At 33.5% G+C, this 328-nt stretch carries 1 protein-coding gene; it reads left to right on the top strand.

Going from position 1 to position 328, the window contains the following annotated elements; translation table 11 throughout:
* Positions 1 to 211, top strand: a 211-nt coding sequence (locus tag HMPREF2792_RS13365; RefSeq protein ID WP_232748546.1) for a hypothetical protein, incomplete at its 5' end; no start/stop codon positions are given.
* Positions 212 to 328 lie beyond the last annotated feature (117 nt).

Below are 328 nucleotides of genomic sequence, written 5' to 3'. Positions count from 1 at the left end.
TGTTGAACGTGACCGCCTAACCGTCAAGGACGTTATGAAAGAAATATTTAAAGATAATGATATCGAACAACCGAAGACAATTAGGAATAAAATCAAGCTTTATCTTGATAATTCAGACCAATGGTATAGAAGTAAGTCGGTTAAGTTTAGTATGTTCGGTAGCCCCCGAGACACCAATGGTTATCTTAAGCAAAAAAATACCCCGAAATAGCACTTTTTACCGCTTTACACCTAAAAGTACCCCCATGAAAACCCTTGATATGTAAGGTTTTATAAGCAGTCAGAGGTAAAAGGGTAATATTTTTAATAATAAATAATAATATATATA

This window comes from Corynebacterium sp. HMSC068H04 (assembly GCF_001811255.1).
GTDB classification, from domain to species: Bacteria; Actinomycetota; Actinomycetes; order Mycobacteriales; family Mycobacteriaceae; genus Corynebacterium; species Corynebacterium hesseae.
The sequence above is the reverse complement of the archived record's forward strand: the minus strand, read 5'-3'. Positions and strand labels throughout refer to the sequence as shown.